This window comes from Pseudoalteromonas sp. SK18 (assembly GCF_001974855.1).
In the GTDB taxonomy this organism is placed as follows: domain Bacteria; phylum Pseudomonadota; class Gammaproteobacteria; order Enterobacterales; family Alteromonadaceae; genus Pseudoalteromonas.
In genome coordinates this window covers 234,018-257,917 of the sequence record NZ_MTQB01000002.1, presented here as the reverse complement: position 1 = coordinate 257,917, position 23,900 = coordinate 234,018, and the positions used below count along the sequence as shown (strand labels likewise).

At 39.1% G+C, this 23,900-nt stretch carries 22 protein-coding genes; 5 read left to right on the top strand and 17 right to left on the bottom strand.

Translation table 11 applies throughout. The annotated features are described in order from the left end of the window. Positions 1-70: 70 nt before the first annotated feature. Complete coding sequence (locus BW139_RS03005) at positions 71-547, bottom strand: nucleoside deaminase (RefSeq protein ID WP_076918623.1); 477 nt, start codon at positions 545-547, stop codon at positions 71-73. Positions 548-597: 50 nt separating this feature from the next. Continuing rightward, positions 598-1,209, bottom strand: a complete 612-nt coding sequence (locus BW139_RS03000) for a heme-binding protein (RefSeq protein ID WP_076918622.1) — start codon at positions 1,207-1,209, stop codon at positions 598-600. 145 nt (positions 1,210-1,354) lie between these two features. Here BW139_RS03000 and BW139_RS02995 point away from each other — a divergent pair, with 145 nt between their 5' ends. Next, positions 1,355-1,855 (top strand): fasciclin domain-containing protein, encoded by a 501-nt coding sequence (locus BW139_RS02995; RefSeq protein WP_076918621.1) that lies wholly within the window; start codon positions 1,355-1,357, stop codon positions 1,853-1,855. A 155-nt stretch (positions 1,856-2,010) separates the two neighbouring features. Continuing rightward, positions 2,011-2,724 carry a flagellar brake protein gene (locus BW139_RS02990; protein WP_076918620.1) on the top strand — a complete coding sequence of 238 codons (714 nt, stop codon included), beginning with the start codon at positions 2,011-2,013 and terminating at the stop codon, positions 2,722-2,724. A gap of 65 nt (positions 2,725-2,789) precedes the next feature. On the opposite strand, the gene lepB is transcribed toward BW139_RS02990, so the two are convergent. The 5 genes from lepB to aceK all read right to left on the bottom strand — a co-directional run bounded on the left by lepB (position 2,790) and on the right by aceK (position 7,404). Continuing rightward, complete coding sequence (gene lepB, locus BW139_RS02985) at positions 2,790-3,398, bottom strand: signal peptidase I (protein WP_076918619.1); 609 nt, start codon at positions 3,396-3,398, stop codon at positions 2,790-2,792. 444 nt (positions 3,399-3,842) lie between these two features. Continuing rightward, on the bottom strand, positions 3,843-4,097 hold the full coding sequence (locus BW139_RS02980) for a DUF2999 family protein (RefSeq protein WP_008113615.1): 255 nt from the start codon (positions 4,095-4,097) through the stop codon (positions 3,843-3,845). A gap of 86 nt (positions 4,098-4,183) precedes the next feature. After that, a complete protein-coding gene (locus tag BW139_RS02975) occupies positions 4,184-5,146 on the bottom strand; it encodes a zinc-binding dehydrogenase (RefSeq protein WP_076918618.1) in 963 nt (320 codons plus the stop codon). 28 nt (positions 5,147-5,174) lie between these two features. Next, entirely contained in the window at positions 5,175-5,567 is a 393-nt protein-coding gene (locus BW139_RS02970) for a hypothetical protein (RefSeq protein WP_076918617.1), read from the bottom strand. Positions 5,568-5,607: 40 nt separating this feature from the next. Continuing rightward, positions 5,608-7,404 (bottom strand): bifunctional isocitrate dehydrogenase kinase/phosphatase, encoded by a 1,797-nt coding sequence (gene aceK, locus BW139_RS02965; protein WP_076918616.1) that lies wholly within the window; start codon positions 7,402-7,404, stop codon positions 5,608-5,610. Between the two features lie 117 nt (positions 7,405-7,521). Between aceK and BW139_RS02960 the strand changes: the two genes are divergently transcribed. Both BW139_RS02960 and BW139_RS02955 read left to right on the top strand, forming a co-directional pair. Beyond that, the gene (locus tag BW139_RS02960; protein WP_076918615.1) at positions 7,522-8,469 is read left to right on the top strand and encodes a LysR family transcriptional regulator; all 948 of its coding nucleotides are present in this window, start codon (positions 7,522-7,524) and stop codon (positions 8,467-8,469) included. A gap of 109 nt (positions 8,470-8,578) precedes the next feature. Next, positions 8,579-9,025 carry a hypothetical protein gene (locus tag BW139_RS02955; protein WP_076918614.1) on the top strand — a complete coding sequence of 149 codons (447 nt, stop codon included), beginning with the start codon at positions 8,579-8,581 and terminating at the stop codon, positions 9,023-9,025. 11 nt (positions 9,026-9,036) lie between these two features. Here the strand turns inward: BW139_RS02955 and icd are convergent, their stop codons facing one another. From icd to BW139_RS02930, 5 genes are all read right to left on the bottom strand, one after another. Next, positions 9,037-10,287 (bottom strand): NADP-dependent isocitrate dehydrogenase, encoded by a 1,251-nt coding sequence (gene icd, locus BW139_RS02950; RefSeq protein ID WP_076918613.1) that lies wholly within the window; start codon positions 10,285-10,287, stop codon positions 9,037-9,039. A 95-nt stretch (positions 10,288-10,382) separates the two neighbouring features. Beyond that, positions 10,383-13,079, bottom strand: coding sequence for a 7TM diverse intracellular signaling domain-containing protein (locus BW139_RS02945; protein WP_083708642.1), 2,697 nt, complete (start codon positions 13,077-13,079; stop codon positions 10,383-10,385). Between the two features lie 28 nt (positions 13,080-13,107). After that, positions 13,108-15,378, bottom strand: a complete 2,271-nt coding sequence (locus BW139_RS02940) for a TonB-dependent receptor (RefSeq protein ID WP_076918612.1) — start codon at positions 15,376-15,378, stop codon at positions 13,108-13,110. Between the two features lie 87 nt (positions 15,379-15,465). Continuing rightward, positions 15,466-17,715 (bottom strand): NAD(P)-binding protein, encoded by a 2,250-nt coding sequence (locus BW139_RS02935; RefSeq protein WP_076918611.1) that lies wholly within the window; start codon positions 17,713-17,715, stop codon positions 15,466-15,468. Positions 17,716-17,735: 20 nt separating this feature from the next. After that, positions 17,736-18,671 carry an acetoacetate decarboxylase family protein gene (locus tag BW139_RS02930; RefSeq protein ID WP_076918610.1) on the bottom strand — a complete coding sequence of 312 codons (936 nt, stop codon included), beginning with the start codon at positions 18,669-18,671 and terminating at the stop codon, positions 17,736-17,738. Positions 18,672-19,371: 700 nt separating this feature from the next. On the opposite strand from BW139_RS02930, the gene BW139_RS02920 reads away from it, so the two are divergent. Further along, complete coding sequence (locus tag BW139_RS02920; RefSeq protein WP_076918609.1) at positions 19,372-20,205, top strand: TIGR02285 family protein; 834 nt, start codon at positions 19,372-19,374, stop codon at positions 20,203-20,205. Between the two features lie 43 nt (positions 20,206-20,248). On the opposite strand, the gene BW139_RS02915 is transcribed toward BW139_RS02920, so the two are convergent. The 5 genes from BW139_RS02915 to rnm form a co-directional block, all read right to left on the bottom strand. After that, positions 20,249-20,830: a YceI family protein gene (locus BW139_RS02915; protein WP_076918608.1), complete on the bottom strand. Its 582-nt coding sequence runs from the start codon at positions 20,828-20,830 to the stop codon at positions 20,249-20,251. A 1-nt stretch (position 20,831) separates the two neighbouring features. Next, positions 20,832-21,383 carry a cytochrome b gene (locus tag BW139_RS02910; protein WP_008113638.1) on the bottom strand — a complete coding sequence of 184 codons (552 nt, stop codon included), beginning with the start codon at positions 21,381-21,383 and terminating at the stop codon, positions 20,832-20,834. Between the two features lie 145 nt (positions 21,384-21,528). After that, positions 21,529-22,368, bottom strand: a complete 840-nt coding sequence (locus BW139_RS02905; RefSeq protein WP_076918607.1) for a ScpA family protein — start codon at positions 22,366-22,368, stop codon at positions 21,529-21,531. A gap of 2 nt (positions 22,369-22,370) precedes the next feature. Then, the gene (locus tag BW139_RS02900; protein WP_008113642.1) at positions 22,371-22,991 is read right to left on the bottom strand and encodes an L-threonylcarbamoyladenylate synthase; all 621 of its coding nucleotides are present in this window, start codon (positions 22,989-22,991) and stop codon (positions 22,371-22,373) included. Further along, positions 22,988-23,842: an RNase RNM gene (gene rnm, locus BW139_RS02895; protein WP_076918606.1), complete on the bottom strand. Its 855-nt coding sequence runs from the start codon at positions 23,840-23,842 to the stop codon at positions 22,988-22,990. Before rnm ends, BW139_RS02900 begins: the two co-directional genes overlap by 4 nt. Positions 23,843-23,900 lie beyond the last annotated feature (58 nt).

Genomic DNA, 23,900 nt, shown 5'->3' with positions numbered 1-23,900 from the left:
TAATAAAAGTGACTACCGTTAACTATAACAGGTAGTCGCTTTAGTCTAAATACCATGCGCTGCTGCGCTGTTAATCTGCTTGGTGAAATTGACGATGTAGGGCGTGAACCTGTTCAACAAGTGCTGGTACGGGCCCATAAACAGCGATATTAGGAGCAACCGCTTCAATAGGTAACGGGTTAACCGGCGACTTAGTCATTTTGAGCTCGCTAAGCCAGCTAGTTAATTGCGCAGATGAACTCACATACATAATTCGACCTAAACCTACCCATGCGTGTGCTGCGGCGCACATAGGGCAATGCTCCCCTGAGGTATACACAGTAGCCCCAGCGCGTTGCTCAGGTGTCATATTATTTGCAGCCCAACGAGCAATTTCAAACTCAGGATGACGTGTATGATCGCCACCCGCAACACGGTTGCGATCTTCCATACATACATTTCCTTTAGCATCAACAAGCACAGAGCCAAACGGTTCATCGCCTGCTTCTAACGCCTCTTTAGCTAGCGCTACGCTGCGTTTTAAGTGCTCTAAATCAGTATCGTTCATAATCTGTAAACTCCTTTGACTATCACTTTTGGGGATATTTAGTAATGTGATCAGTTTTTCGACTGCGCTAACCATAACGCTTTGATCCCTGCTTTTGCAACACGTACATCCTCACTGCCATGAGCACCGCCAACTCCCACAGCCCCCACCACAGTATCGTTAATATAAATAGGCACCCCGCCATCCAGTATTAAAATGTTTTCATCTAAATAACGAAGGTCTGCTGGAATAGTGCCCTCTTTTATGCCTTTTGCTATAACTGCGGTTTCTCGCTTTTGCGAATTGGCGGTATAGGCTTTTTTATAACTGGCTCTAATAGTATGAACACCTGCAAAGTGGTCGCGAAGCACTGCAAGTGTTTGTCCTGATGCATCCACAACAGTAATAGAAACCGCTAAGTTATCTTTTTTAGCGGCAATAGCCGCCGCATTTACAATGCGCTGTGCCATATCACCCGTTAATTGTGCCACCATAGGAATAGTTTGCTGCTGTTGTTGTTGATTAATAGTTACTTGAGTATCAGTTTGACCAGCAAAAGAAACGATTGATGAAAGAGAAGTAAATAGCGCAGTAAAAATAGCCCGTTTTTTCATATTGTTTTTCCACGTTTTAATTAAAAAATATAAAATACACAGACCGTATTGAGTGATAAAAGCTTTCATGTAATCACTAATTTACTTCACTATTTTCATTATGTAAGACGCATTTAATATCCATGCTAAATTTAGCTGCATTTAATAAATGATCGCCTCTTAGCAACACTGCGTAATATTTAACCGATACCTAATCAATTTAAAGGAAAGTAACATGTTTAAAAAAATAGCGTCTGTTCTGACTTTTGTATTTGCAAGTTTAACCTTTTCTACAGCAGCGCATGCCGATCACCATGGTATGAAAAAAGATATTGTTGATGTGGCTGCTGCCAATGGTTCGTTTTCAACCTTGGTTGCCGCTGTAAAAGCCGCTGGCCTAGTTGATACTTTAAAAGGTGAAGGGCCTTTTACTGTTTTTGCACCTACCGATGAGGCTTTTGCAAAACTACCCGCAGGAACCGTTGAAAATCTATTAAAGGCAGAAAATAAAGACAAGTTAGTAGCTATTCTTACTTACCATGTTGTATCGGGTAAAGTGATGGCTGCAGATGTGGTAACACTAACTAGTGCCGCCACTGTGCAAGGCCAATCTGTAAATGTAGCAACTAATAATGGCGCTGTTATGATTAATGACGCAACAGTAGTTAAGGCCGATGTAAAGGCCACTAATGGTGTTATTCATGTAATTGATACCGTTTTGTTGCCAAAAGAGTAATATCTTTCATTTCTCAGCGGAGTAAAATATCTACTCCGCTCTTTGTACCTAGCATAAAGTATTAATACCTTTTTCTAAATGCCCTCTTTAATACTAGTGATTTTTACACTATATTAAAAGATAATTAAGCGTCTGTTAATATTGAGAAAGAGTTTGTGGAAACGAATAACAATAATACCACTGTTGAAGAGAAAGCAACGGAAGAGCAAAAGAAGTTTTTCCTCGATTTACTTCCTGGGAAATTAATTGATATACAATTTAACAACCCTATTCAGGTTCGCTTTAAGCTCACTTTAATCGGTTACGACACCGGTAAATATCTAATATTAAAATACCCTGCTCAAGCAGGTAAAAACGATTACAGCGATATCTTAGTTGAAGGAAAAGGGGCTATTGTCCGTTATATCATCGAAGATGAACGCGGTGAATGTGTGGCTTTTTCAACCAGCATATTAGCGATTTCATTTCGCCCTGAACGATTAATTTATTTAGCCTACCCTAAAAAAATTGAAAGCCGCCAGTTGCGGGAAACAAGTAGACTACCGACTCATATCCCAGCTAAAATTAGTTTAAGCAAAGCTGATACCGATGCCGATAGTAAAAGCTTATTGCACGGGTTAATCATTGATATTTCACCCAGCGGGTGCCGCTTTGCAATACATGTGAGTTCTGGATTTGTTGCACTTAAAAAACGTCAAGTATTTGTGCATATCCTGTCGCCTGTAGATAATAATTCGGTGATAATTACGTCTTATATCAGAAATAACCAAATGAAAGGTAACCGCCTAAGTGTAGGTATTGAATTTGACGCATCAGAGCAAAGTAAACTTAACACGCTACTCGAAGCGTATTCAATTGATATAGATTAAAAAACACCACAAAAAACGAATTAAGGCTAACACCTTTATGGTTAACCTTGCTAACAGCAGTTCTATTACTCTAAAGGTTTTAAAAACCTCTCTGTTCTAGGTAAATAATAGTTATCGTGATCAAGCGATACAATCACACGCTCGGCTTTACCTAGTAGTTCATCACGTGGGATGAGCCCTATCACCCTTGAATCGGCACTATTGTCACGGTTATCACTCATGGCTAAATAGTAGTGTTCAGGAATTGTTATTTCGTCAAAGCTCGATAAACGTGATGGTGTATTGGCTACGCGGATTGAATGCTTATAACCATTTAAGTTTTCGATTTTATCTGAAGAAATCGTATTACTTAGCAAATTTGTGTAATTAAGCTTTTCGCCGTTGATTATTAGTTCATTATTTTCAAGCACAATAGTATCTCCAGGTACACCTATTACTCGCTTAATCAAACGGTTATCCGCCACCTTAGAATCAAATACAATAATATCGCCAGTCTGTGGGTCTGCCATTCTTAACAGGGATACATGCGTGAATGGTATACGTAAATCATACGCCATTTTATCGGTAAGGATTCGGTCGCCTTCTTCAATAGTCGGTTTCATTGAACCTGTTGGTATTTCATACCAATCAGCGACGGCACTACGAAACACACTCATTAAAATAATAAAAACAATAGGGCCTGTTGACCTTTGCGGATTGGAATTTGTTCAAACAAGGGGCGATTTAATCGCGGCGCGAGGTTTGTAACCTAGTGGGCTAAGTAAAAACCGAGTAACAAAGAGTTAATCGCCCCTTGGAAGAACCCTTTGGGCAATACCTGTTTGGCATTGATGCTACGTTATCGCCTATTTATGGGGAATAACCACACCACATAGGCTCTGCCTTGCTTAAATACCAAACAGACTACTGCAAATTCAACCTTGAAAGGTTAACAGGCCCTTAAGAACGATTATTTTTCCAAAATTTATAAAGTCGCTTCATGTTTTTTCTCTGCTATAAGTTAAGTTTTTATCTGACTGTATAAACGCAGAGCCGTTCAAAATAGTGTGTAACAAAACATGTGCGAAGGGAACTGAAGAAGATAAGAGACATGCATATATCATGTCTCTAAAAGTTATTTACTGCTGATTTAACTTGTCTTTCGCTTCTTGTACTTTTGCAAAATCAAGCCCTAATTCATCAGTGGCTTCTTTAATCAAATGCGGTTGAGTCATCACTACAGCCATTAGTTGCTGAAGTTTTTCTGGTGGTATACCTAGCTCTTGCACTAATGCCATGGCCATCATCGGGTTTTGGGTAAATGCTTCAAACAACGCGGCTACTTTTTCATCACTGACGTTGTGCTCTTTTAATATTGCAATAATTGGATTCATTATTTGCCTTAATATTTTATAGTGTCACTAAATTATATGGGCGCACAGCCTAATTAACAATATTAATCCTGCTGTGCTCGTGTATCTCACTCAACCAGCAACACCACTTTACCGGAATTCTCGTTGCGCTCTAAAATAGCATGAGCCTCACTGGCTTGCTGCCATGACATGGTTTTATAAATATTAAAGTCATAGTTGTGGTTGGCAATATCATCATAAAAACGCGCTACAAAAGCATCTCTCAGAGCACGTTTAAACTCAATACTGCGATTACGTAGCGTTGATGCATGAAACGAAATCCGTTTTTGTAATAAGCGCGCAAAGTCCACCTCTGCAAAGCGCCCGTCTAAAAATGCCAGCATAACAATCTGACAATCCATTGCGGCCACCTTGGCATTTTTATTTAGATAGCTGCCAGAAACAGGGTCAACAATTGCGTTTGCAGTTAGCTTATGTAATTTCATATAGTCAACAAAGTCGGTGGTTTTATAATTTATTACGTGGTCAGCCCCCAATCTTTTAGCATGTTCACATTTATCGTCCGAACCCGCGGTAATAACTACCTGCGCACCGGCACTTTTTGCCATTTGAATAGCTGCGCCACCAACACCACTGGCACCGGCATGAATAAGCGCCGTTTGCCCTGATTGTAATTTGCCTAATTCAAATAGCGCACCAAAGGCAGTCAAATACACCTCACTTATGGCGGCACCTTGGGCCATAGAAATATGATCAGGTAATGCCATTAATTGCTGCGCATCCACCGCCACATATTCACTATAAGCGCCACCAGCACATAAAGTAAAAATACGCTTACCTTGCCATTTTGGGTCTACCTCACTGCCAAGCTCACATACTGTGCCTGCACACTCCAGTCCTAAAATAGGGCTATCCCCTTCGGGAGCTGGATACTTACCTTGACGCTGCATACAATCAGCGCGGTTAACCCCAATCGCCGCCACTTTTACCAGCACTTCATTGCTATTCATCTTCGGCTTATCAGTTTGAGAAAACGCTAACTGCTGATCTTGATGTGAAATGTACTGCATAAATCTCCTCGTATCCTTGTATTGGGTTTTATTTGATTTTTCGCCACACTTCGGCTTCAACTAGCTGACCATTTTCGGTAAGAGAATGATGCCATAAGTTTCCTGCAACTTTATAATCAAAAGCCATGGTTTTACCCATCAATGATGCAATATTGCCATACTTAAAGGTCTCAATAAATTGTCCATCGGTTAATTTATACTGGCCACCACCAGCATAACTAAATTGGCCATTTTTCTCTGTGATATAGCTAAAATGTGATGCGGTTACTAATTTGACTGAAGTTATCTCTGGGGCTTTAGCAGTGACAAACCCATTTTCTACCGCATATTTTCCTTGAACAAACTCCCACGTGCCTAATAAAGGGTTCGCAAACACTGAGCATGACAATAAAGCTAAGCCAACGAATATAACAAATCTCATAATAATCCTTATCGTGTTAACTGTGCCTTAAGAAATCAACTCAGCGTTGATTTACTGACATAGTATTAAAACGCCAACTTTGCTTATAAGGATATACATCCGGAAGCTGACCTTGCTTAATATTTTGCTGGGTCATTTGCCAGTACTTTGCCGTAAATAAATCACTATGATAATGATTAAAATGGCTAAAGGCGCTGCTACTAGCACTAAAAAACACCTTAAATTGACTCGGAAATATATCATTTTGGTCAATATCAAAATAGCTGTGTGAGCTTAATTCTTCTAACGCGTTGTGTGTATTTGGCACGTCTCTAAAATTGCAATCGGTAAGAGGGCAAATTTCATCATAATCATAAAATACTATTCGCCCCCAGCGTGTGACGCCGAAGTTTTTCATCAGCATGTCACCAGCAAAGATATTTGCACTGGCAAGCTCTTTTATCGCTTTACCATAATCAAGCATCACTTGCTGAAGTGATTTACTATTACATTGATTGATATACAGGTTGAGCGGTGTCATTTTTCGCTCAACGTAAACATGCTTTAGTATTAAGGCTTTGCCGGAAATGACTAAGCTATCGCCAATGTGTTTTTTCATTTGTATTAGTAGTTCATCACTAAAACGGCTTAAGTCAAATGCAAGGTATCTAAACTCATGAGTGTCAACTAGTCGCCCTACTCTGTCGGCTTGTTTTACAAAGTTATATTTATCTTTTACTTGTTGTTTAGTTGCTGTTTTTGGGGCACTAAACTTATCTTTTATTACCTTGTATACATAATCTAGGCCGTCAATGGTAAAAACTAGCATCACCATACCCGGAGTCCCTGGCGCTAGATGGTACGTGTATTCTTCGGGACTACTTTTAGTCGTATCTACTTTATAACGATAAAATTCGGTTTTTGCATGTTTAATAAAACCAATCGCATTAAATAATTCAAAACGTTGTTTGTGAGGCATTAATACACTGAGGTAGTCAACATAACGAGCAGGTTGGTCGGTATCTACCATAAAATAGGTACGTGCAAAGCCAAATAATAAACTAAGTTGATCAGCCCCCATCATTACAGCATCAATTGTAAGCCCATCGGGGGTATTTAAAATAGCAATTGCAAAAGGCATGTTATCGCCATTTTTGGCAATACATCGCCCTATGACATAACATGCCTTATTGCGATAAAAATGTGAGTTAGCGTATTCAATATAACCGTCATTTAAGTTTATTAATTCGTATACTTGGCGACATTGCTGCTGAGCCCCTTGCGTTAACGTTGCTTGTAGCTTAGCTAAATCACTACTTAAACCTTTAAAGGGGACTCTAAACACTTGCTCATTTAATAAGGCTTTAATTGCCTGATCAAACCCTTCTTTTAAGGAGATACGACTTACAAGCCCTTCATAAGAGCGCGGCTGCCCTCGGTATTTTGCTTTTAATACAAATAAGTGAACTGTGCGAATTTTTTTATCATCCCAAATAGCGCCAAAAGTAGAATTAAAAAATGTATGCGCAATGGGCTGGTTTTCATGCTCTTTTACCATCTCACCATAAATATTTTTAGCCCGTTGCCATGTTTGAGGGCAATTCAATTCATCATAAGCAATCACTCTAACAGCTTCACTAACTTGCTTTACTTGGCGTTCATACACTTGTAAGCGCTCTCGCATTGCTGCTTGCACCTCATGGTACTGGCGTTGTTCAAAGCGACTTTGTGCCCCTAAGGTGATATTTAAAAATTGTGCAAACATAGCCTCAAAGCCTGCAAATATCGCTCGGGCTAACTTAGTGGCGACCACGGATTGTACCGAATTATGTTGAGAGGTTAATGGCGTGCTTGACATGATTTAGGCGCTTCTATTTTTAGCAATTATGCTGATTATTTTTTATTAGAGGTTTACACCTTAACAAGCACACTTTAATTTAGGTAATTAATACAACAAATAAATAAAATTGATCATATGAATATAAGAAATGTCGACCTCAATCTACTCGTCTATTTAAATGTATTAATAGATGAAAAAAGCGTATCTAAAGCAGCTAATAAACTCGCGCTTACCCAACCTGCGATGAGTAATGCGTTAAAACGTTTAAGAGATTTATTTGATGACCCTTTGCTAGTGCGTGCAGCTGGCTCTATGACTCCAACAGCCAAAGCGCTGTCGCTTAAACCTGAAATTGAAGCACTGCTTAAAATGGCCGAAGAGATCACCCAACCAAGCGAGCAATTTGACCCAGCGACTGCACAAGTTACATTTCGTATTATGGCAAACGATTATTTAGAGTCGACCCTCATAGCCCCCTTTATTTGCGAGCAACTAGCTAAAAACCCGGGCATTGACTTCGATGTACTTAGCCCCAGCGATGTAAACTTACAAGATATGGAAAAAGGCACCATTGATTTGGCAATAAATCGCTTTAATGGCCTGCCGCGCTCTTTTCATCAGGCTACTGTATGGCGAGATAACTATTGTTGTTTAACCCACCCAAATAATGCTTTTTTAACGCATGCTAACTTAAATCAATATCTACAAAGCGAACATATTTGGGTTAACCGAGCAGGCTGGGGGCCAGAGCCCGCGGTGACCAATAAATCAGGTAAACAGAAATTAGGCTGGGTAGATGAAGCTTTGTGGCAATTAGAGCAAACCCGTAAAATACGTGTATTTACTCGTCATTACATGATTGCCAGCTTGCTGTGTCAATCTGAGCAACTCATAGCAACGCTGCCGCGTCGTCAAGCAAAACTATTAACCAGTCACACTAATTTAGTGATTAGCCCAGTACCATTTCAAGTCGTGCCCATAGAAGTAAAAATGATTTGGAGCCCGTTATTACACCATACACCGGCGCATCAATGGCTTAGACGTGAGTTATTGGCGTTCGCAAATACAGTGGTTGATAGGTAAAACTTTAAAATATTGATTAAATCAATATCAGTTATTGAAAACAACAATTTCATTAATATTATACTTAGCGCTACAGTGAAGTTAAGCCAACAAACTAAGAGTAATAATTATGCAAACATCAGCAAGCTTCACACAACAAGACGGGTTATTCATTGATGCAAATTTACATCAATTCATTAAACAACAATTATGCCCAAATACACCGCTTGAGACGGGTCACGTTTACCAGTCACTTGCCACATTAGTTGATGAATTCGGCTGTAAATGTCGTAAAAATAAACATCAAGAAAACGATATTCTCGACGTAAACACTTTATTAAGTGCCTATCAACGTAAAAGTCATCCTCATTGCCATGTTGATGCACAAACAACTGCGGCCGTATTGGATGAATACTGTTGTCAAGTACCTGCCATTATTGTCGTTGCGTTAATGGATACGCTCAGCGGCACTGTATGTGACGAACCAAGTGCACATGAGCTTTATCAAAGAGCAGCAGAGCTAACAGAGCGTCCATGTGTTCATCGTCAAGCAACCACTAACGCTTCAGCAGCTTAACATGCAGTCGTTTAAAAGTGCTCGATAACCTTATTAGCAAATTGTTTGCAGCTTAAGGTTGTCGAGTTATGATTTGAATGAGCCAAATCAAAAGTTACCTGCCCACTGGCAAATGTAGTTTCTAAGGCGTTTTCGATTAAACACGCCGCTTCATTCCATCCCATATACTTAAGCATTAACACTGCACTTAATATGCTACTGCTCGGGTTTGCCTTATCTTGACCAGCTATTCGCTCGAACGTGCCATGAGTTGGCTCAAAAAACGCCACTTCGGTATTTAAATTGGCTGCAGGCATAATCCCTACTCCCCCCACTTGTGCACTGAGCATATCGGCTAAAAAGTCACCATTTTGATTTGTAGTAGCCACCACATCAAATTGCGCAGGATCCATCAAGCATTGCTGCAACATATTATCGGCAATCACTTCTTTAATAATCAAGGGGGGTAAATTGGTTCGTTGTATTTCAAGCCAACGCCCATTTTCATGTTCATTAGAATTGTATTCTTGTTTGGCAAGCGCAAAGCCCCAGCGTTTAAACGCGCCATCGGTAAACTTAAGGACATTACCTTTGTGCACTAACGTAAGCGACTCCCTTTCGTTTTTAAGAGCATAATTAATGGCATAGCGTATTAACCGCTCTGACCCTTCTTTAGATATATTTTTAATCCCAATACCACACTCTTGAGTAAAACGAAGTCGGGTTACCCCCATTTCTTCACACAAAAAATCGAGCATTTTTTCACTTTCAACACTCCCCGCCTGCCATTCAATTCCTGAATACACGTCTTCACTACTGTCTCGAAGCACGGTAATGTTAGTGGTAAAGGGATTTTTTAATGGCGAGGGTAAAGCACTAAAGCCTTTTATAGTGCGCATATTAACAAATAAATCCATTTCATGGCGAAGTGCAACATTAAGAGAGCGAAAGCCACCGCCTAAAGGTGTGGTTAGCGGCCCTTTTATAGCAATTTTGCATTCACGTACCGCATTAATAGTTTCTTGAGGGAACCAGTCGCCATCATAAAGCTTGGCCGCTTGTTCACCATTATACACCTGCATCCAATGTATCTTACGTTCCTTGCCATAACAATGTTCTATGGCAGCATCCACTACTTGACGCATTACTGGCATCACATCTAAGCCAACCCCATCACCGTCAATATAGGCAATAATAGGTTGTTCGGGTATATGCCATTGTCCATGCTCATCAATGTGAATATTTTCGCCATTGTCTGGCACCTTAATATGTTGATACTGCATACGTCCTCCTACAAGAGAATATATTTAAGCATGCATAACCCTACTTGTCTTCATAACAAAGCGTATAGCGGTTATTCAACGATAAAATGTAAAGTTTAAGGTGCTTTTTGAACGGTTAAAATAACGTCAATCGCATTGAGTAGAGCCTCAACTTGTTGTATGTCGAAAGCGTCAGGTGAAGACTTTAAGTTTGTTTCAAAATCAACAGCCTGTTTATACAAAGCTTTGCATTCAAACATTCCAGCCGTTCCTTTGATCATATGTACGCTGCGTGCAAAACCCGTTATATCACCCTGCTCAAATTGAGACACTAACGTGTCTTTTTGTTTATTTAACCCTTTAATATATTCTTGCTTGAGTAGTGAAAACTCCTCATCGGGTAGCTTAATGTTCTCGCATATATCAATATCAAGATAACTTGCAATTTTACTACTAAAACAGCGTCTATCTATAGGTTTGGCAATATGATCAGTAAAACCTTGTTTTAAATAGCGATCAATTTCATGCTTCATTGTGTTAGCAGTGAGCGCCACAATGGGTGTTGTTACCCCTGTTGCTTGTATAATCTTAATTGCTTGTTCACCATCCATAATTGGCATTTGAATATCTAATAAAATTAAATCGAAGCTTTCATCCATCGCTGCTTGCGCTGCATCTCGACCATTTTCAACAGCTACAACGGTTAACCCCATCCGTTCTAAAATTCGCTTAATAAGCTGACGATTTTCTGGATGGTCTTCAGCCACAAGTACTCTACCCACTAAATTTCGCTGACTATTATTTAAAAATAGCTCTTTGGTTTGTGGTTTACGTATATCGTCAAATGCGTTAACCCATTGCGTATGTTCGGTTGTATTTAACTCCATAGTAAAGCAAAACTCACTACCCCTACCTACCACAGAAAATACAGTAATATCGCCATTTAGTTTATTTGCTAAGCTTTTTGATATATTTAAGCCAAGGCCGGTGCCACCGTATTTACGAGAAATTGACGAGTCAGCTTGGTGAAAGGGAGTAAATAGGTCTTTTTGCTCGCTTTCGGTCATACCAATACCGGTGTCTTCAACTTTAATTATTAGTTGCTTTTGATTGCAACTCACCGTCAGCATTATGTAGCCCTGGGTAGTAAATTTAAGTGCATTGGTTGCTAAATTTAATAATATTTGTCTAAGCCGAGTTGGATCTGAGACTATCCAATCTGGTAATGGAAATTGATAATCAACTTTGAATTTTAAGCCTTTATCGCGGATTTGCTTTCCCAGTAATGATTCAATTTCAGCAATAGTGGCAAACAAATCCGTTTCAACTAATTCTATCTCTAAACGGTTAGCCTCAATTTTCGACATATCCAAAATATCGTTAATTAAACCAAGTACATGACGACTATTTTGTAAAATCACCCTGATCCCATGATTTCTTTCATGAGGCTGTATATCACCTAAAATTATCCCATCAGCATAACCAATAATAGATGTCATTGGGGTGCGGATCTCATGGCTCATGTTAGCTAAAAATCGACTTTTAGCTTCACTTGCATCACGAAGCTCCTCCGCCAATTGTTGTAACTCTTGGGTACGCAGCTTAACCTTGTGTTCCAAATTTTTAGTCAATTCAACATTCTGATGATGCAAAATACTGAATTTATTTGCGACAGCAAAAGCAAGTAATACCGCATCGAGCGCTGTGCCAATAAGCCCGAGTAAATAGAGATCCATTTTTATTGGCTCAATAATTCCTAGATTAGTTAAATTGCCAACCATATTAGGAATGGCCATAGCCAAATAGGCGAGAACAAAATAGCGAGCCGGCTTAAAGCCACTGATCCAACTTCGTATACCAATAATCATACCTAATGATAAAGTCGCCGCTGTTACTAAAGTGGCCCAGATAAAGCCAAAACCAGGCCAAATCATTGCAAATGGAGCACCTGCTGTCGCAATAATGCCTAAGTAAATAGAAAATCGCGATAACCTAGGAGACGTCTCTTTTAATTTAAGTAAGCTGTTATAAAATAAAATATTTGTGATTGGAATTAAGGTAAAGCCTAACCAGTGAAAATGGGCGTTGTAAAAACCAAATATTTGATCAGGTATATGAAAAAACTGACTCCAAGCTAACACCCAGCAGGCCGTAAACATGGCGTAATACAGATGGGTTTTATCTCTATCACCCAAGTAAATAAGAAAGTTATATAAACCTAATGCAATGCCAACCCCAAAGCACAGCAGCATAATCATGTTGTCTGATGTTTTTTTTACAAAAAAATCTTCATAGGGTGAAAGCACTAATTTAGGGGGAGTATAAAAATATTCACTTTGAAATTTTGCAATTAACACATAGGAGCTATTAGGCGTAAGCTTCACTTTATTACCATAGTGAAAAGCAAACTCATTGGGATAAAGCCCCCCAGTTACATAGTCCTTTATTGGCTCATCAAAGGTCGACATATCATAGATACGGGTTTCGATTTTTGAAAGTAGCGTGTTATACGGATAGAGCACCAGTTCATTTAAGTCAGTTTTATTTTCAAGTGCTATAACAAACCAAAAACTACCACCAAAAAAAGACGTTCTTGATTGTGGCTGTTTATTTTCAAGCCACGTTTCAATTTCAGTATGGTTTCGGGGGAAAGCCCCATTCGTTCCCTGAAATACATGACCTTGACGGAGTAAATCAGTATCTTGTTGTTTTAAAGTATACGTAAAAGGAGCAAGTGTATCTGCCTGCGCTAAGTTGCTAAAGCACAAAAATACACAATATAAAAATAGCTTTAGAACTGCCTTCATTGGCATACTTGGCACCTTAATTTAAAAACTGAAATTAAAACTGATAACTAACATCCAAACCAAAACGCCTGCCTTCACCTTTAAAGTCTTCAAGCATGCCGAGGAAAGAGCTTAAATCAAATTTTAAGTGACTATATTGCGTACCAAAAAGGTTTTTCCCCCAAATAGCAATCGCCCAGTTATCATGTTGATAATGTATGTTTGCATTAAAAATACTATAGCCATCTTGCATCGCATAAGGGTTTTGATTCTGATCAAAATAGTAGTCGGATTGATAATCAACTAATAATTGCGTTGTTAGTGGGTGATTAGCCAGCACGTGCGTGTATTCAATGCCTGCACTGAGGTTCCATTTTGAGGTAAACGGCAAGCGATTATCTGATAATGCGTTACCTAAAGGATCAACATATTCTTCAAACTCTGCATGGGGTATATAACCCATAGCAAACTTAACATTCAAATCACCGGTCAGCCAATACTCAAAATCAGCCTCTAGGCCATATATAGTCGAATCTGCCACATTTTCTAATAATTGAATAGGCGGGCTCTGATCAGATACTGAAGGCTGATTCATAAACACCTGTTGGTCATTATAATCATAATAAAATGCAGCCCAATTAAATCGCATGCCCAACTGTGGCCACCAAGACTTTGAGCCAATTTCATGTGAGTTCAATCGTTCTTTTTGATAATCAGCAAGCTGTGCTTGTTCAACCGATGATAAAAACCCACCGTTATAGCCTCCGCTTTTTGCGCCATTAGCAAATCGATAATAGGCATAGGTCGTATCATCCAGCTTAACGTTCACAGCCAACTGACCAGAAATGCCATTATCTGATTGCTCTCCCTGAACACGATAAAATGGCACCTTAACTCCGGTTAAATCGTTAAGGTCTAAAATAATATTAAGCTTGGATGTTGAGTCGTAATCTAAAGACTCATAAGAATAACGAAGCCCAGCGGTAATTAGCCAATCTTGGTTTACTTGATAGTCAAGTTGGGTAAACGCTGCAATGCTCTTTGTTTTTATCCTATTATCATAGAAAAAAGTAGTCGTTAAATTTGTCGGCAAAATGCCCCGATAGTCCCTTAAAATATCATTCACATTATCTTGAATAATAGACTCATCAGCATAGTAAATTCCCGTTGTAAGAAAATGCTCTGCGAGCTGAGATTGCAACCGAAATTCCTGCGTTACTAAATCAGTATTTAAACCTAAATTGCCTTCACATAACCGTGCTGGAGAGCCATCACAGTTAAAGGCATGATCACGCTTTAACTTATTATAGCTAGTTAGTGAAATAAGCTCATTGTGTGAGTCCAACTGCCAATTTACATGGGCACTAATCCCCTTACCATCGGTTTTATGTGGCGAATTATTATTAACGCTTACAGTATAAAAATCATCACTGCCATCATTAAATCCAAAGTTATCAAAACAGGTGGTTGAACCTGCTTGTGCTGGCGAGCATCGCTCTCCTGTTAATGGGTTTGCAATAACCCCAATACTGCCAACAGGCTGAACTATGCCATCCCAATCAGAAATATGCCCTTTTATCAACAACTGCACAGTGTCAAAGTCAGCTAAAAAGGACACTCGGCCATTTGTTTGCCGCATGCCCGCTGTTGGTGAATCAGCGAAAATATTGTTTGTAGAATAATCATAATTTTGATGGTTTAGCGCAACACGAACGGCTGTGTTGTCTCCAATAGCTGAATTAAACATAGCATCTACACTGGTCGCGTTGTTATTAGCAATACCAGCACTTAAATAACCACTTTGTTCAAACTCAGGGCGTTTAGAGCGGATTAAAATAGCCCCGCCAGTAGAGTTACGACCAAATAAAGTTCCTTGAGGGCCGCGCAAAATATCAATTTGCTCGATATCAAATAAGTTTACAATTTGGTTACTGGCAGAGCCCACAGCTATATCATCCACATAAATCGCTACCGGCGATGTATTAGCGGTGTTATAATCAACTAGCCCTACGCCACGAATATTAACCGCTGGTGGTGTGCCTTCCGCTGCGTTTTGACTAATTTTTAAATTTGGGGCAAATACAGATAACTCTGTTGAGTCTTTAACGTGTTGCGCTTTGAGATCATCCCCTTTTATTGTGCTTACAGAAATGCCGACTTCTTCAATTTTTTGCGCTCTTTTTTGCGCATAAACCTCGATAATTTCCATGTTCGGTTGGTCATCATTTGCACCCTCTACCACTACTTTCGCCTGCAGTGGCAGTAAAAAGCCTGGTAAGCATACCAACCATATATTTTTATTGAGAAGCTTGCCTTTATTTTTCATTTCACGTGACCTTTGCGCTAAATAAATGTAAACAACATGTTTAACTATATACTAATCAACCGATTAAAGCTGTGCTGAAACAGTATTTTAATTTTTGATAACTGCAAATGCATTTTCGCCACTAATGTGTTGTGGGTAACCCACCATTGCTCTGGCTGTTTGCATACCTGCCATAACAGCCGCTTCAACACAACCGGCATTAACACCCGTTTTAATCCAGTCACCGGTAATAAAAAGGTTTGTAAATTTAGTTTCATCTGTCGCCAGTCGATACTTACTTGAACCAGCAACTGACAAAACATAACGCTCACTTGGGTCAACGTTTACTCGCCAGTATTGAGCATTTAATCGTTCATCCCCTGATGACGATATTTCATATAATACAGACCAGTCGAACTCATTATTTTGATATGCAAGCGGCCATAAGGACTGCATGTTTTTTTCTAGTATTGCTTCTAGATTTACCTTTACTTGCGATTTAGCCTGTAGAGGAAATTGATATTCACTTTTTGGTGGATAGTACTCACAAGGAAAAACACTGCAAAAATAAGCAATGTTTTTAGGAGGGCAATCAGTAGGCCACTGCTCTTTGTCGACTAAATTCATCATTGCCGCCCACGTATCAAATGGTTCGCTAAAGCCACTTAGAATTGGGCCTTCTTTACTCTTTGGAATATATTGCCAGCCTAATTGCTCGTCTGTTTTATTAAGCCATAGTTGGGCAGCTTGGGTTGCCACCGTTTTGACTTGCTTTGCTTGTGCTGCAAATTTAGTATCCCACGCTAATAATGAAGGGCATACATGCTCAAGTGACGCCACAGATACACCCAGCACAATTCTGTCAAAATCTTCTTTGTAGTTTAATTTTTTTATTGGCAGTGGCTGCCCAAAATGGTTTTCGTATTGAGACGGCCAGTCTGACCAAAAAGATTCTAAATTAATATCATGCTGCTTTAATAGTGCGGCTTGTTCACAATTAATTTGCGCATAAAGTGGTTCACTTGGCCAACAAGGTAGTTTTTTAACATTAACCAGTGGTTGATACTCTGCGTCTGAGAGCAAAGTAACTTGTTGCTGAAGCTCAACGGTCTGGACAATACTCTCTCCTTGCTCACTTAGGCTGGGAGTCAGGTTTTGCAATTGATGAAAATACTCAAACTTAACCCCTCTTTTTTTTAGTAGTTCGTATAAGGGAGCAAAGATGACATCGCCCATCCCCGCTTGCATTTTCCACATCACCCCTTCGCGGTAACACAGCGCGATACGTAACATAGCCAGTGATGCGACACCAGCCTCAACATTGGGCTTACTTAAGTCACCCGCAGGGTACGCAAACACCAAATCATAAAACCCTCGTATAGGCGCCGAATTAGCACTGTATTTCTTATTTGCCCCATTTCTTATAAGCCATTGCCTAAAATCAAATTTATTTATAACCTCAAACCCATCTCGATATACTTTGTCTTTTACCAAACCAACTAGCATTGCGATAGCAAGGTCTGCGCAAATATATAATCGTCTAAGCTGCACATTATTTTCTAACAACTCAATCATTTCGCTATTAAGCCAGCGCTTTAGTTTTCTAACTATATACCAAATAACAAGGCCATCTTTTTTCTCATGTGCTTGGGGGTTTAATGTATTGTCTGCGTGTGCAAACTGATTTAACGTATTAATTAGTAAGCTTGGAGTAGAAGCAACCTCACTCGAATATTGTTTTATATCATCAGCAAATTGTTGCCAAGCATCTTCTGTATCATCAACCAATTCTGTTATTTGTTGGTGCAAATGCCGTAATAAAGATTGATCTCGTGATTTTTTTGTACTTAGTTGTATATTTTTGTTGGCTTTTTTTGCTGCTGACTGTAAATCAAATATCCATTTTTTTAGCCAAGCTAGGGTCATTTTAATAAAATCCCATGGCGTTATATCTAAACTTCCATCAGCAGGGTTTCCAGGAAGTAATGGGAAATCAATTGGCCATGTTTGCCATTGGTCATCAATATATTCTTCTAAGGCTATAAAGCTATGCGGTTTTAATGCTTGCTGCCATGTAGATAAAGGTGAATCGGCTGGCCGTTCTAACTTAGTGTAAACCGTTTCTATAGTTTTAAAGCTATTCACATAAGCACCAAACCATACATGTAAGCCATGCTCTTCAATACGCTGCCCGCTGGCCGCATTTCGACCACTAGCTCCTTTACCACCTAAGCGCCAACCTTGTTGGTATACAGTGATAGCTCGATGCTGTTGCCAGTCACTTTGCTCAGTCAAATACAATGCAGCAGTCATTGCTGATACACCGCCACCAATTATCACAATTTTTTCTTGGTTCATGGTAAATCCTTCTAAGCAATTTAAATTTTAGTTGCGGCTAACTGGTCAAAGTCCATTTGCACATAAAAAGGTAAATGCAGCGCTTGACTACCCAACTTTAGACCAAACATGTCGGCAAGTGGGAAACTGTCTAATTTATTGAGGTGTAAAGTAAACTCTGGCTTTAAAAATTTAAAATGGTGTATTTTTTTAATCTCAGAGGGTGAGTGCATTACGCTTTGGTATACCGCTGAATCGCCACTGCCATCAGGAAATTGTTTTAACAAAATTTGATCCATCTGTGGATTAACAAAGCCACTCAAAAACTGCTTTAATAATGAAAAATCAATATCTAAATGTTTGCGAGAAAACAAACTTGCTACTTGCTCACCAAAGTCATCAATAATAGAGAAAAAATCGGTATCTTGGTGTTTAGAATTTATTGTAATTGAAAATAGCTCATGCATTTGTAGCTTTGATTCAGGAGAGAAATGTTCGAAGCATTCTAAAGATATTGAAAAATTCGATAGCTCAGATACACAGCTGGGCATGGTGTACTCACATAAATACTTATTATAGCCCCATGTTTCGCGACCATTAATAAGTGCATAAATGTTGTTAACGCAGATAAACGCTGGATACCAATATAAGTAGGTTATATCTTCATCTTCAACCTTAGCGACAGGCAACCAAATGATTATATCTGTTTCTTGCATCCAACCATGCTGATCGAATGGCGGGGACATTGAGGCTATTTTTTCAATATCTGTAAATGTAATAAGTGCAAACTCGCCAAGTACTTTAAAATAAATATTACCCTCGCCCCCTATGTTTAACGTTGAATCAATATACTTTTGTGCTTTCTTAGATTCTATTTCAGCAAAAAAACCATACATATTTGCATTGTGCATACGACAAGGCGGCTTTGCTATTGGATTAGATAAAAAATGTTGATATGGCGCAGATAGTGAGCTCATTTGACCCCCTCAGTTAAAAACTGAGTATAGTCAGATATATTTGGGTCTGTTGATCTTTACGAATTGATATTTATGGCTATACGTGAATTTCTCTTGATTCAAAGTATTTTAATAAATTGCTTGCAAAGAAAAATATTGTGGCGTAATATGTCTGCTCGGCTATAAAAAGCCCTAGCGGTTAACCTCTTTACCCTGATCCAGTAAGCCCCGCAAAACGTATATTCAAAAGCTAAGTTATTGTACGGCGAGAACCCCTATTAATACCTTGATGATTTATTTTAATATCATCGTAAAAGTGTCATAAAGATCGTCAACACTGTAATGAAGCTAAACACAATGTGATTATTTATCATCTGTAATGTGCTTTAAGAAAAAGCCCAGAATAAATAACAAAAATAAAGTGAGTTTTATTATGTCATACAAATATAACGGATCTATGATCCAAATAGCACATCCAGTGCAATCAATTTCGGTTAACAAACATCGTGTAATCTTTAGTGATACACAGGGTTTGAAAAATGCGTTGTTTCAAAAAGCAAGCGATGCACGTCAATTTGTAAAATGGCTGAAAGCCAGCTAGTTATTCATAAGTTAAACACTTATAAATAAATTTAAAATGCCAGCATAAAGCTGGCATTTTACTTTTTGGGATATTATTGACTACACTTAAATTCATGTTTAATTATTCGTTGTAGTGTAAATGCAGTTTTCGTGGTTAATACTATTCGTCTGTGTATTTTTGAGCACAACGTGTGATGCCAGAACAATAAAATGGTTAACGCATGACTTTGCGCCCTATTACATTTTAAGCGGTCCGGATAAATCTCAGGGACGTGATGAAAGTATTATTTCGCTGTTAGAGCAACAACTCCCGCATATTAACTTTGAACGAGTCATTATCCCCTCTGGTAAAGTCATTCAGGAACTTGCAAACCAGCAATCTAATGCTTGTGCATTATCACTTTATAAAAACAAATACCGAGAAGAGCGTGTTTATTTCACGCATCAAAGCTCTACAGCAGGTCTTTCTCCCTCTATTGCCATGCATCAAAAGCTGAGTGCTGCGCTAGATATCGAAAGCAGTGAGTCGGTGTCATTAACTCATTTATTAGTGAAAAAACAACTCACCTTAGGTGTATCGATGAATCGCTCATACGGCAGCGAGATTGATAAAATAATTAATACCACACCTAATACAAACATCGTTATTAGACCCACTCGCGATACCCTGAGTACATTAACTTATATGCTTAATTTAGAGCGAATTGATATTTTGCTAGGTTATCCCAGTGAGCATTATTACTTAGCAAAAACGATGGGGTTTAGTGATAATTTAACGCAGCGTATGCTAACAGAAGCACCAAAAATTAGTTACGGTTATATTGGCTGCACTAAAAACGAGCAAGGCGCAGAAGATATTGCCACACTCAATCAGCAACTAAAAATGCTTAAACAAACTAAAGAATATAAGCAGGTATTAACTCGGTGGCTGCCGAATGATTTAAAGCCAAAACTGACTCTACATTTACAGTAAAAAGCTAAGCGCGATCGCGCTTAGCTTTAACTATAAAACGGTATTATTGACGAATACCTTCAATAAATAACCCAATATCAACATGCGTTGACGCAGGGCCTAAGTCGTAATCAATACCATAGTCGGCCAACTTTAAGCTTGTTTCACCTTCAAAACCAACACGGTAACCACCCCATGGATCTTGACCTTCACCAATTTTATCTATTTCAAAGCTAATTGTCTTTGTAACACCATGAAGGGTAAACTCACCGGTTACTGTTGCTTCTTCACCGTCTTGATCAAACTTAATTGTAGTGCTTTTAAAGCTCGCCTGCGGGTATTTACTTACGTTTAAAAAATCACCACCGCGCAAATGTTTATCTCGTTCAGCGTGGTTTGAATCCAGGCTCGCCGTATCAATATTTACACTGATTTGAGATGCGTTTGGGTTCTTAGCGTCGTAGTTAAACTGTCCATCAAAGGTGTTAAAGCGCCCATGCAACCAACTGTAACCTAAATGTTTAATTTTAAAATTAACAAAGGCATGTGCTCCTTTGGTATCAATAACATAATCTGCAGCATTGGCATGGGTAGCCGTCATAAACATCGCTGCTGATAACGCTGAAGTTAATAATAACTTTTTCATTTTAAGCTTCCTTTTGTAATTTGATCATTCTGATTAATGTTTTATCTTTATCAATAAAGTGGTGTTTTAACGCACCCAAAATATGCAGCACCACAAACCCTATCAGTAAGCATGCGCTGTAATAATGAATCTGCCCTGCTATATCCGCCTGGGAATCAAAGGTAAAGTCGATGGCTTTCACATAAAACAAGCCAAACACTTCGATTGGTCGTCCATCAGCAGTAGAAATTAAGTATCCAGACACCATAATGATCACTAAAAACAAATACATTAAAATATGTGCCGTTTGCGCGAGCTGGTTTAATTGTGTGTTGGTACCAATAGGGCTAGGTTTTACATTAAATCGACGCCATAACAGTCTAAAAACAAATACAGCGGCTAAACTTAGCCCTATGCTTTTATGTAAATCTAATGAGCCTTTGTACCAGCTATCGTAGTAAGTTAGCTCAACCATATATAAACCTAAACCAAACAAACCAAAGATGGTCAGCGCCATTAGCCAGTGTAAAAGTATAGCCACTAAGCCATAACCGGTTTTTGAGTTTTTAAACATTGCCTATTGCCAATCCCTAATCTAGTAATAGCATTACGATATAATGGATAACTGGCGATTAAAATAGCATATGCAAACACTCACCGTGCGTATACGCACAGAAAAGGCAGTAAATTTAGTATAATTGCAATAAATCTAAGGAAGGTTAACTTTCTGCTGACTCGTTAAGAGACACATATATTTGGCTATCAGACTCAACTTGCAAGCACGCAATTAAGCCCTCTTTGATTAGTTCTAACATGGCGATAAAACTAACAACAACCCCACTACGCCCCTCTTCAAAGGTAAACAATTGAGTAAACGCAACGGGCGCTTTTGCTTGGGATAAAGTGTGTAAAATTAAACTCATACGTTCACGAGTTGATAGGGTTTCTGCGCTAATTAAATGATGCTCAAATGTTTTAGCACGTGCCATTACGTCGCTTAGCGCTAACAATAGATCTTTGATTGCCAGTTCAGGTAAGGGATCTTTTTTTTCTTCTAACTCTGGGAAAGTTGCATTGGCGATAAATATATCGCGACCAACGCGGGGTAAAGTATCTATATTTTCGGCCGCTTTTTTAAATTGTTCATACTCTTGTAGACGTTTTATAAGTTCGGCGCGGGGATCTTCCTCTTCTTCTAATTCTTCATGCACTGGCAGTAACAGCCGCGACTTAATCTGCGCCAGCAATGCTGCCATTACAAGATATTCGCCAGCAAGTTCTAACTGAAACTCACTCATCATTTCTACATATTTTACATACTGCTCAGTAATGCTAAATATAGATAATTCGAGAACATCTAACTTGTGCTTTTTAATTAAATAAAGCAACAGATCTAACGGGCCTTCAAAAGTTTCTAAAATAACTTCAAGCGCATCAGGGGGAATATATAAATCTTCAGGCTTATCAACAACGGCTTTACCATGCAAAAATGCCAGTGGCAGCTTTTGCTGCACTGGCCTATCTGTAGGTATTAACGAAACCGTCTCAGGCTGTTTCATTGTTATTCAAATGGAGCCGTATCACCGCAGCCGACACGTAAAATTTGAATATCGTCTTCTGATAAATCAATTACCGTGGTTGCTTGCTCTGTGAGGTATCCGCCGTGAATAATTAAATCGACATGCTTATCTAGGCGCTCCAAAATGTCATCTGGATCCGCTTGCGTGTATTCATCACCCGGCAAAATAAGTGAGCATGACATTAATGGTTCACCTAATTCAGCAAGCAACGCACAGGCAATTGGGTGTTCAATAACACGAATACCTATGGTTTTTTTCTTATCGTTTAATAAGCGTTTAGGTACTTCTTTTGTGCCTTTAAAAATAAACGTATAAGGCCCCGGGGTATTATTTTTGATCAGCCTAAACATTTGGTTATCTACCCGAGCATAAGTAGAAAGCTCAGACAAATCGCGGCATACTAAAGTAAAATTATGGTGTTTTTCAATGCCGCGAATACGCTCTATGCGTTCTTTAGCTTGTTTGTTACCTAAATTACAGCCAATCGCATATCCCGAATCTGTTGGGTACACAACTACGCCGCCTTGCTTAATAATATCAACAGCTTGAGAGATTAGTCTAGGCTGTGGGTTATCCGGATGTATATGAAATAATTGACTCATAATGCAACTCCTTCGTGCTTTTCCCATGTTTGCCAAACCCCTTGGCAATCTTTAGGTAAGTATAAATTTTTTCCAAGTTCTAAATAACTAGTCGGAAAATGAAAATCAGAGCCTTGAGAGCAAAGCAAATCGTATTCTTGACTCAATAAGCCTAAAAACTGACGCTCACTCGGGGCCTGTTGCGGTTGGGCAACTTCCATTGCGTCACCGCCCACTGATTTAAATTCCACGAGTAGTTTACGCAACCATTTATTCGACATTTTATAGCTACTTGGGTGCGCTAAAACAGCCACTCCACCGGCGGCATGAATCGCTTTAATTGCTGTTTGCATATCACACCAGTTACTCGGTACGTAACCGGTTTTTCCTCGTCCTAGATACTTTTTAAATACCCCAGGAAAGTTTTTAGCCACACCTCGCTCAATTAAGGCTCGGGCAAAGTGAGCGCGAGTAATTTGCGCATTTTCAGCCAGCTCGCGGGCTTGTTGATAAATACCTTCAAAGCCATTTTTAGTTAATCGGTGGCCTATTTCAATTGCACGGGTTTCGCGCTTTTGCTGTTGCTCGGTGAGTAATGTATGCAAAGTGCTATCATTGGTATCAATATTTAGCCCAACAATATGAATTTCAAAACTCTCCCATTTAGTTGATATTTCAACCCCATTAATCAATTTAAGCGGCAAGTTTTCGCGTTTGATAAAAGCCTGCGCAGGCTCAATTGCCGCCACAGTGTCGTGGTCGGTAATGGCAAATACATCAATTTTTTTATCGACTGCTCGCGCTAATAATTCCTCAACCGTTAAGTGTCCGTCTGAGTGCGTTGTATGGCTATGTAAGTCGTATTTTATCAAATGAAAACTACTTTAATTAATGGTTTAAGGGTGTTTTACACAGTATAACAAGTTTTTT